Source organism: Antarcticirhabdus aurantiaca (genome assembly GCF_009765365.1).
In the GTDB taxonomy this organism is placed as follows: Bacteria; Pseudomonadota; Alphaproteobacteria; order Rhizobiales; family Rhizobiaceae; genus Antarcticirhabdus; species Antarcticirhabdus aurantiaca.
Genome location: NZ_VTOM01000024.1, coordinates 91,505 through 101,956, shown reverse-complemented (window position 1 = coordinate 101,956; position 10,452 = coordinate 91,505). Strand labels below are relative to the sequence as shown.

General features: G+C 65.6%; 6 protein-coding genes. 3 read left to right on the top strand and 3 right to left on the bottom strand.

The features are described 5' to 3' along the window. Window positions 1–752: 752 nt before the first annotated feature. Window positions 753–3,350, top strand: a complete 2,598-nt coding sequence (locus tag FZN60_RS23480; protein WP_158875944.1) for a sensor domain-containing phosphodiesterase — start codon at window positions 753–755, stop codon at window positions 3,348–3,350. Window positions 3,351–3,732: 382 nt separating this feature from the next. Further along, entirely contained in the window at window positions 3,733–3,972 is a 240-nt protein-coding gene (locus FZN60_RS23475; RefSeq protein ID WP_158875943.1) for a GMC oxidoreductase, read from the top strand. A gap of 571 nt (window positions 3,973–4,543) precedes the next feature. On the opposite strand, the gene FZN60_RS23470 is transcribed toward FZN60_RS23475, so the two are convergent. The 3 genes from FZN60_RS23470 to FZN60_RS23465 form a co-directional block, all read right to left on the bottom strand. After that, on the bottom strand, window positions 4,544–5,788 hold the full coding sequence (locus FZN60_RS23470) for a DUF2254 domain-containing protein (protein WP_246727106.1): 1,245 nt from the start codon (window positions 5,786–5,788) through the stop codon (window positions 4,544–4,546). Beyond that, window positions 5,785–5,991: a hypothetical protein gene (locus FZN60_RS29050; RefSeq protein WP_246727104.1), complete on the bottom strand. Its 207-nt coding sequence runs from the start codon at window positions 5,989–5,991 to the stop codon at window positions 5,785–5,787. Before FZN60_RS29050 ends, FZN60_RS23470 begins: the two co-directional genes overlap by 4 nt. A gap of 264 nt (window positions 5,992–6,255) precedes the next feature. Beyond that, entirely contained in the window at window positions 6,256–8,547 is a 2,292-nt protein-coding gene (locus FZN60_RS23465) for a PAS domain S-box protein (protein ID WP_158875941.1), read from the bottom strand. 721 nt (window positions 8,548–9,268) lie between these two features. Here FZN60_RS23465 and FZN60_RS23460 point away from each other — a divergent pair. Continuing rightward, complete coding sequence (locus FZN60_RS23460) at window positions 9,269–10,240, top strand: protein NO VEIN domain-containing protein (protein WP_158875940.1); 972 nt, start codon at window positions 9,269–9,271, stop codon at window positions 10,238–10,240. The last annotated feature ends 212 nt before the right edge of the window (window positions 10,241–10,452 follow it).

Here is a 10,452-nt window from a genome sequence, read left to right as displayed (position 1 = left end):
CCTCGAGGCAGGGCGGGAACAGCGTCGCCTGATCGCGATCGGCGCCGACAACGAAGCGTCCCATGCCATCCTCCAGACCACCCTGAAGAAGATAGCATGAGCAGGGTTTTGACACAGCCAGGGTCGAAACCAGTCCGTCATCCGTCAGGGTCATGCGAGTCTAGCGGATCAGCGAATGCTCAAATCCGAGAGGCAATCGGCATCCAGCCTTTGATCGGCTTGAGTGAGGTGTTGAATGCGGCGAGACCGGGGTCGCTGACGTGCCCGAACCTGGCGCGATGCTCCGTGGCCGCGAAAGCGGGCGCGTGCTGATCGAGCGTGCGCTGCCCTATCAGCTCGGCGCCAAGACGACCTTCGAACTGGGATCTGACGGCGTTCGCTGCACGATCGACATACCGTTTCAATGACAGACTGAGGACAGGAAGCACTCTGGGCAACCTGGTGGCGTATGGATTGAATACAGAGCGGACGCACGGAGCCCGCCGTAGAATGTTCGGTCTCTGCGGCAAACCCGATGCATTCGATGCCCGGCAGGCGAACGGCGCCGCCAAGATCCATCTGCCTCGGAAGACAGGTATGGAATTGGGTCGCATGTTCTTGTATTGGCTCTACAACCTTTGTGCGATCGGCTTCCAAGTATCGCGGGCACAGTGACTTCAGAATAGGGTGCCAACCAATAGGTATTTGCGAACCACCGTAACGAAAACTTATCCCGGCCGTGTTGTGGTGGGCGACCTCAGAAAGTCGCATCCATGCATACCCATGCCGCCACCCGTTCCCGAGACCTCAAGCGCGTCGGAGCGCTGACAGCGTTGAGGGCCCTGGAGGAGCGTGCGCAACCCTCCCTCGACCGGCTCTGCGCCCTGGCGGGCAACATCTTCGGCGTCCCGATCTCCTTCGTGTCCCTGATCGACGCCGACACGCAGTGGGTGAAGGCCGCCAGCGGTATCGCCGCCGCACGGCCGATGCCGCGGGCGCAAACCTTCTGCGACCATACCATCGCAGCGGACGGGATCCTCGTCGTTCCCGACGCGCGAGAGGACGCGCGCTTCAAGCACCTGCCGGTCGTGACTGACGGGGTGGGGATCCGATTTTACGCGGGCGCGCCCGTCAGGGCCGAACCCGGCCTGCCGGTGGGGGCGATGTGCATCGTCGACCTCGTTCCGCGGGAACTCGCGCCGCACGAAGCGGCACTGCTCGAGCGCCTCGCCGAGGTCGCGGCCGAGGAGATCCGGTGCGGCAAGGAGGCGCTCGACGCGGCCGACGAGAGAAAGGCGCTCGAGGAGGCGAGGCTCGCGTCCGAACAGCGCGACCGGGATATTGAAGCCCAGCGCCAAAGGATGTCGCGTGCCGAGAGCTTCGGCATGTCGGGGAGCTGGGAAGCGGACCTGGCCACCGGCCGGCTGACGTGGTCCGAAGGGCTGTTCCGCCTCCTCGGCCTCGAACCCGACTGCGGCATCGACCCGGCGACGGCCTTCCGCGAGCGGGTCCATCCCGACGATATCCACCTCCTCGACCGCTCGATCGAGCTCGTCGCCGAGGGACAAGGCTTCTCGCACGAGATCCGCATCGTCACGTCCGACGGCGCCGTGCGCCATCTGGCCAGCCACGGCGACACGATGGACGGCCCGGATGGACGCCCCGCGAAGATGGTCGGGGTCCTTCTCGACGTCACCGACCAGCGACGCGCCCACGAGGAGGCGCGCGAGGCGCGTGCTCAGCTCGAAGCCGTTCTCGGGAGCACCACGGACTGCGTCCTCGTCGTCGACCGCGACTGGCGCGTCACGTACATGAACGAGCGCTGCCGCAGCTTCATCGAGGCGCAACGCTCGCTGGAGGTGGGCGACTACTTCTGGGACGCGTATCCCGAACATCGCGGCACGGAGTTCGAGATCCAGTACAACAAGGCCCTGCAAACGGGCGTTCCCTCGAAGTTCGAAGCCTACCTGCCCTCCCATTCCGCCTGGGTCGAGATCGGCGCGTTCCCGAGTCCCCGCGGCCTGTCGATCTTCTTTCGCGACATCACCGACCAGAGACTGGCCAGGGAGAAGCTCCTCCACCTCGCGCACCACGACCCGCTGACAGGTCTGCCCAACCGGACCAGGTTCAAGGCCGAGCTACGTCGAAGGCTGGCGACCGGGGGTGACGCGGCGGTGCTCCTCGTCGACCTCGACGGCTTCAAGGACGTCAACGACACCCTCGGCCACCACGTGGGCGACCAGCTCCTGCGGGAGGTCGCCGATCGCTTGCGGCTGGCGGTCGGGTCGGAGGGGTCGCTCGCTCGGCTCGGCGGCGACGAGTTCGCCCTCGCGACGAACGCCCACGCGGACGACGAGGGCGTGATCGCCTGCGGCGAGCGGATCGTCGACTGCCTGCGCGCGCCGTTCTCTTTGGAGGGGCAGGAGGTGCCGCTCGGCGCGAGCGTCGGGGCCGCCGCGGCTCGGACGGTCGGCACGGTCGCGGGAGAGCTCTTCAAGGCGGCCGACGTGGCGCTCTACCGGGCCAAGGCGGACGGCGGCGCGGCTGTTCGGTTGTTCGAGCCTGCTATGCTGGAGCGGGTGCGCGCCCGCCAGTCGCTTAAGGTCGACCTGGCCGGGGCGCTCGAGCACGGCGAGTTCGCACTTGCCTACCAGCCCATCCTCGACCTAGCATCCGGCCGCGCCTGCGCCGCCGAGGCCCTCCTACGCTGGAACCACCCGGTGCGCGGATCCGTGTCCCCCGCGGACTTCGTGCCGCTCGCCGAGGAGACGGGCAGCATCGTGGCCATCGGCGAGTGGGTGCTCAAGGAGGCGTGCAGGGAGGCACTTGAATGGCCTCCGCACACGAGCGTCGCCGTCAACGTCTCGCCCGTGCAGTTCAGGTCGGGAACGCTCCCGCTCGCTGTCGCCGCCATCCTCGTGCGGAGCGGCCTCGACCCGCGGCGCCTCGAGCTTGAGATCACGGAAAGCGTGCTCCTCCGCGACAGCGAGGCCAACCTCAAGGTCCTGCACGCGTTGAAGGAGATCGGTGTCCGGATCGCATTGGACGATTTCGGCACGGGCTTCTCGTCGCTCTCCTACCTGCGGTCCTTCCCCTTCGACAAGCTGAAGCTCGACCGCTCCTTCGTCAGCGAGATCGGATGCTCGCCTCAGTCTGAAGCGATCGTCCGCGCGGCGGGCGAGATGGGTCGCGCCATGTCGATGACCACCACCGCCGAGGGAGTCGAGACGTCCGAACAGCTCCGATGGCTTTTGGCCCACGGCTGGTCGCAGGCGCAGGGTTACTTCATCGGCAGGCCCAGCCCGGCGTTCGAGGTGCGCTCGCACCTGCGACGTCCAGCACAGCGCCCGATCCTGCAACGGGCGGGCTGAACCCGACGAACGGCCAACTTAGACCTTCGGCGCCGCGGCGCCGGCGGATCCTCGATGTCGTTCGGGTTGGCGAGCGGGGACTGCGCCTTGACCCGCTCGCCGCGAGCATGGAGCCGGCGCAGCGGACCGACAGGGGCTTGCCGCTGCCTGGATCTGCGATCGGCGGATCCGAAAGACGCGCGGCGGATCTTCCGCAACCTGGTTAGCGACCCTCCACGACATCGACGTCCTCCCACGCGGCGGCCGAATCGGGCGCGCTGCGCTCCGTACCCAAGCGTTCGCCCCCTACTTCACGGGCGAGTTCAAGCCTAGCGACGACGCGTGGGAATACTACATCCGCGGCGACGCCGGCTAGAACTAGTACATCTGTGAGGCGTGCAAGATGGGCATCGATTCGGCCGCGGTGTTAACGCTGGAGCTATCCGTGATAGGCGTCGACGGCCTCAGGGTGATCGACTACTCGATCATACCGCAGATCCCGAGCGGCAACACCAACGCCATCAGCTTGGCGACCGGTGACAGGGGCGCGCCTCGTCGCCCGCGGCACACCACGCGCGTCAGATGGCCTGGCCGAGCATCCGCATCCCGTCGCCCGGCTCCGTGCCTTGCGCCAGGCCTGTGACTCCCGACGATCCGGCTTTTGCCGGCAAAGGGAGAGCCCGAGGCTGAAGGCTCGCCTCGGCGCTTGGAACGCGTTCGCTGCCGGGGGTACGAACGGGCGCTCGGGTCTCGATGGGCCGCAGGCCGCCTGCCATCGCAGGAGATCGGTGATGGCCCAACGGTCCTCGTTGTCGTCGATCAGAACCGGCTTCTCAATAAACGATCCGTCGCGTGCATCGTCCCAGGTGGCTCCGCCCGCGAAGAAGCGCGGTGATGAAGCCGCTCGGCGTACATGCATGCCCGTGTCACCTGCATGACGATGGCTGGCTTTGTCGCCGAAGCGTCGGCGCGTCTCGCGCGGCGATCCGCTTCCAGAATCCTCCTCATGCAGGCTGCGCAATTGCTCTGATTGGGGAGGTGCGGGTTCCCGTCCCATGATCGGCGATGCCGGGTCGAAACTCGTCGGAACGCTTCCAGGCACCGGCTTCATCGGCGCAGATCGGCTCCGGCTGGGTGGAAAGAGGACCGTTCGACAGTTGGGCTTAGTCTCATAAAGCCACCTTCAGCCGGAGATGCAGTTGGCCGCGTCGGCTTCAGATCTTCGCGGCGAGATCCTCAAGCAATCGTTTGTCGTCGTTAAGCTGTAGGACGAGTTCCGCTCGCCTCATGGCTAGGCGTGAGTGGCGGCGTGCCGCCTCGGCAAAATCCGGATGGTCGAGCCGGGAAAGCGTATGCAATGCCTTCTGGAGGCGTGTGCCGACCTCAACGACGTTCGCGCCGTCCCGCCCAATCGCCAGAAAGGCGTCGTCGAAGAGATCATCCACGCGGAGCGGGGGAACGAACACGCCGGCAATTTCCGTTGCATCGGCATCTGCGGGCTCCGCCCAGGCGGCCAGGACGCGCACGAGGCGCCCAATCACGTCGACCGCTGTCCCCAAATCGTTGGTCGCCGGCGAGAGGGCGCGGCTGGCGACCTCGGTCAGGACGCAGATCCCGAAGCGCGGATCCTGGTCGAAGGAACGCCGGTCGCCGATCGTGAAGCAGCCGCCAAGGGCCGCGTCGTCGACCGGGCCGCCTTCAACCGCGATGATCGCCTCGGTGGTGTCGGCCATCTCGCCGGGTAGCCGCAGAACAAAGAGGCGCGCGCTTGCTTTGGCAGCTAGCAAGCCCAAAGCCTCGACGTCGATGTGCTGGACGTAGCCAAGGGCGGGCGCGGCGACGCGCCGGGCGCCGGCCGGAATGCCGTTGGCCCGGTCTCGAAGCGGCCGGCAGCCGAGATGCGGGCGGCGGCGTCTGTCGCGGATCGCCTTTATGGCTGCCTCTTCGACGCGCTGGGTGGTTTCCGTGACGCGGCCGAGCCGTGACAGGTGGTCGATCCAGCGCAGGAGCGTCACCAGGATGAAGCCGATCACCAGGATCGTCACGCCGAACAGCACCACGCGCCCTTGTGCCCCGTAGGTGCCGGTGGACAGCGCGATGATGCCGACCAGGCTGAACAGGAACGAGCCGATGAACGTCGACAGAACGTTCTGCGTGGTCGAATCCTCCATGATGAGGATGTTGGCGCGGGGCGTCACGTTGCTCGTCGCCGCCGAGTAGGCGGAGACCATGGTGGACAGTGAGAAGGTCGTCACCGTCAGCATGGAGGAGGCGAGGATGCCGAGGATGTTGTCCACGGCATCGGCGCCGATGGTCGCCGACAATTCGAGCGAGATGTAGGGGCTCGCCCATGCGCCCACCAAGGCTGTGGCGACGGCGAGCAAAGAGAAGAGCCCGGCGCGGAACCAGATCCGCCGGGTGACCTGCCGCAGGAGCCAACGCCAGCGTCCGCGCGTCACGCGCCCATCTCCATCCGGTCGGTGCGTGGGTGGCGCAGGATGTCTGCGACGTAGCTGCGCGACAGGCCATGGTCGAGCCTCTCCGACCAGAACACGAACTGGCGCTTCAACAGCCGCTTCGAGATCCAGACAGCGCGCGAGCGCCGCACCGTGAGCGTGCGTGCAAAGCGCCGCCGTGGCGACCAGGGGAGGGACTTCTTCATCAAGCGGAACCACGCTGCTGGGCAAAGCCCGTGATGAGGACGTGGAGTGGCCTTGTCGAGCCATATCTAAGGTGCCGGAACGATCGTGTGCGGCCTCCTCAGTAGCCGTAACGACGGAAACACCTCACGTTCCTCACAGCGGCTTACAGGGTCATTTGCGGGTGCTCTGGTCCGAAGCGTCCGCTTCTGCGGCTGCAATCGATGGGCAAGGGTGGTTTCCTGCCTGTCCGCTTCTGAACCGATGTTCAACGAAACAGACGTTCCTCAGCGCAGCGGCAGATCGATCGTGCAGCGCACCCCATCTCGCGCCAGTTCATAGGTCGTCGTGGCGTCTAGCTGGTAGGGCAACGCCCGCTCGATCAGCATGCGCCCGTAGCCGCCTCCACGCGGCGGATCACCTTCCTCAGGCATGCCGGAGACACCACTCTCAATCCACTCGACGTGAAGCCGATCAAGCCCGGTTTCGTCCTGGCCGACACGCCATGACACTCGAAGTCGGCCGTTCTCGTCGGATAAGGCCCCGTACTTGACCGCATTTGTCGCGAGCTCGTGGATCGCAAGCGCAAAGGTCTGAACCGTTGCTGAGCGCAGACGCACGCCCGCAGGCCCGTCCAGCACCACGCGTTCGTCTCCGTCGCTGTCGGGAAAGCCCCGGGCCGCAAGTTCCGTCCGGATCATCTCGTCGAAGACGACGCGCTCGCCGTGATCCAACTTCGACAAGAGGCTGTTGATGCGAGCCAAGGCATCCAGGCGACCGCGGAAGCTCGGCAGGAACGCCTCCATCGACGAGACGCCGTCGGCGGTCCGATCCGCGATCGAGCGCACCACAGCGACCAGATTGCGGGTGCGGTGCTGGAGTTCAGCAAACAGCAGTTCCTGGCGCTGTTCGGCTTCGCGACGAGCAGTGACATTCTGACCGATCTTGATGAAGCCAGATGCGCTGCCTTGCCCGTTTGCCTGCAAAGGTCGGGTCGATCCATCGATGAAGATGCGCTCGCCACCTTTGCGCACATGCCAGCGGATATTCAGAGCATGCCCCTCGTCGCGTGCAGTGGCGCGCTCTTGTTCTGGGATACCGTTCTCGCGATCCTCAGGGGTGAAAGTCACGTCGACGAGTTCGCCCATGACCTCCTCGGCGCTCCAGCCAAACACCGCCTCGGCTCCAGGTGGCCAATTGTCGATCCGCCCGTCCGCATCGGTCGTGAAGATCGCGTAGTCCAGCGCGCTCTCCAGGATCAAACGGTGCCGCTCCTCGCTTTCGCGCAGCCGCTCCTCGGCCTGCCGTCGCTCCGTGATGTCGCCGGCTGCTCCGAACCACTCGGTGATCTCGCCATCAGGTCCAAACAGCGGGACGGCGCGCGAAAGCGTCCAGCCCAAGCTGCCGTCGGAACGGCGAACGCGGTGCTCGTATTCGAAGGTGCTCTTTGCGCTGATCGCCCGCTCGACCGCGTCCAGAACATGAGCTTGATCGTCGGGATGGATGTAGTCCTCGAGCCAGTTCGGGTTTGGTCGAACGGTGTCGGCGAGGAATCCGCCGCCGGCAATTTCGCGCAGCTCGGACCAGTCCGGCCCCATGCTGTAGAGGACCTGGGAGGATGCGGTGACAAGGGCGCTCAAGCGCTCCTCGCTGCGGCGAAGCGCCTCCTCGGCTTCATGTCGAGCGGTCAGATCAACCGTGACAGCGAGAACGCCGGTTGAGCCATCGAACATCGACAAAGGCGTGAGGCTGCTGTTGGCGGCCACGAGCTCGCCATCCGGACGGCGGTAACGCTTGTCGAGCGAAACGGTCTCGCCCTCTTCAAGCGTCCGGCGCATGGCCGAGATGGACGGCTCCACATCAGGCGGATGCGTCACGTCGGCGACACTCGATGAAAGGAGCACGTCCCTGGGGCGGGCGAGGATGCGCTCCAACTCCTTGTTGACGCGCAGGAAGCGCCCGTCCGGACTGACCACCGACAAGCCCACGGGTGCGGTCTCGAAGATGCGCTGGAAGCGGATCTCGCGTTGGCGATGTCGCTCTTCGGCTTCCTGAAGGCGCTTTGTTTGCCGAAGGCGATCGATCACGGGCCCCAGGACGGCGGCATAGGTCCGCAGGAACTGGATGTCGTCCTGCGTGAACTGCCGGGGCTTGGTGTCGTCCACCTGGAGGACGCCGTAGGCATGGCGGCCGGGCAGGAAGATGGGCACGTTGGCGAGCGCGCGGACGCCCTCCTTCCGCATGAAGTCGGGAAAGCGAAAGCGCTCTTCCTCGGCGATGTCGCGACAGATCACCGGCTCCCCGACAACGATGGCGTATGTTTCGGAGGAGTGCTCGTTCATCGACAGGCGCAAGTGGCCGACGACGTTCGAGTTCCAGCCGACCCCGGCGCGTACCAACAGCTCCCGGGAGGCCTTCTTGATCTTCAGGATCTTGGCGCGCTCGGTGCCGAGCGCGTCGGCGACGAGCCGGCAGGCTTCTGCTAGAACCTCGTCCAGATCATCCGATCGGATTGCAAGGTCACCGAAGTCGGCCAGCACCTTCTGGCGCTCAAGAAGCTGCTGCTCGCGTTCGGTCATGCCATACTCCTTTGCCGCGCAACAGCTACGGCAGAGTTCAACACGTCCTGCAATCGCATCATCATTGGCCAGATGGATGTTCATCCTCAATGACCCTGCTGATCGCGGAAAGCAGACCGGATGGTACAGCGTCATTCAACGGCAGGCGCGTCAACAGTTGTCCGACACCACACACATCATGTTGGCTCTACGTCCACTTTCAGGAGATCGGTGCAGGTGGCGGATGGGCTGGAAGGGGTCGGAAGCGGATGCACCGCTTCCAGGCGTCCGTTCGCCCACAGATCGAGACCGTACGGGATGGTTAGCTGCCTGGCAGCTTTCGAGCAGAGTGGCTGGAGAAGCTGACATGTCTACGAGGTCCAGACGACGACGCCAACGATCAAGCGGTTCGCTAACCCAGCAGCTCTGCTCGGAACCGGTGGCCTCAGGATCGAACTCGCCGCGCTGCGCGCCATCGTGGAGCCCATGGCATGACCTCGCGTCCGGGCGGATACGGGATGTGCTGCGCCACCCCGGTCGACGGTGGGTCAGCCGCAGGTTCGGCCGGACGATGTCCCTGCCGTCGCGAGCGCCGCACAGTCCGTCTCCGATCGTGCGATCGAAACCGAACGCTTCGGCCAACCCGCAGAGCATGGGCTGGGGCAGCCCGTCATTCCCAGGACACCGCAACGCGATGACCAAGTTGAGACCAGGACGAACCATCCTCATTAACGTGCGCTGGATGGAGTTCTACGCCGGCCCGGAGAAGGACCTGCCGCCCTCGAACTTCCGCTTCCTGAAGGCAACGGGTGCCGAGGGCGGGGAGCGCCATAACATGCAGGAGTTGGAAGGCCGCTGCTATGCCTACGTCCCGTTCAACCGGCAGCTCAAGCTGACCCGGATCGACCCGGATGCGAGCGGGGCGGAACGGGTCGAGGGCGTGACGGCCGTGATGACGGCCGCGATGCCGGGCGGGGGGACGTGCATCGTCGGCTGGTACGAGAACGCGACTGTCCATGCCGACGGCATCTGCCGCCCGAACGGTGGGAAGACCCCGTGCAAGGTGGTGGCGGCGGCAGCAGACTCCTACATTGTCCCTATCGAGGATAGGGTGGTCGCGTACCGTAGGGGCGAGCGCGGAATGCCAGGCACGGCGGCGGTTGCCTATGTGTCCGACATCAACCCCGCGCTCGAACGATCCGTCCTCGCTCGCATCAACGCGTCCAAGAAACGCCGTCTCGAGCCCGTAACACGCTCTCGTCCCGCGGAGCGCCTGAAGGAACGGATCTTCCAGGCGGCCCCCGAGCTGCGCATGAAGGTCGAGCGCGCGGCCGTCCGCTTGGTCGGATCATACTACTCGGAGCCGGAGCGCTACGGCAGCGCCGCGGCGCCGGATCCGTGGACGTCTGTCGAGCGAGAGAACCGGGGATGGGACCTCGTGACGACCAGTGGGCTGCGGATCGAGGTGAAGGGCCGTCATGCGAGGTCGTTCACCGCCGAACTCACCCCAAACGAGTACAAGGCCTTCATCGCGGCGGAGACAGACCCCGCAGCCTCGGCCACATATCGCCTCGCGATCGTTGCGGGAGCGCTCGACGGGGATCCGGACCTTGCGGTGTTCGGGTACGCGGACGGCGCGTGGCGGTGCGAACGTAGCGGTCGGCTCCTAGGCTACGAGGAGCGTCCCGGCGCGCGCGTGGCGTTGGCGGAGTAGCGTTGACTCAGACGGTTGCGTCAGTCGGCGGCAGCGATCACGGAAGAGCATCGCCAAGGTTAGTCGCGAACGCTCCATCGCTGTGTACTCGCGCTAAGGTCGGAAGCGTTGGATGTTAAGGTAAGGTGACGTAGCCTCAGTCAGCCTGACCTGACCGGCTGGCTTTGGGCCGGGCTGATTGAGAGGATCAGCCAGGACCGAAGGAGTCGGAC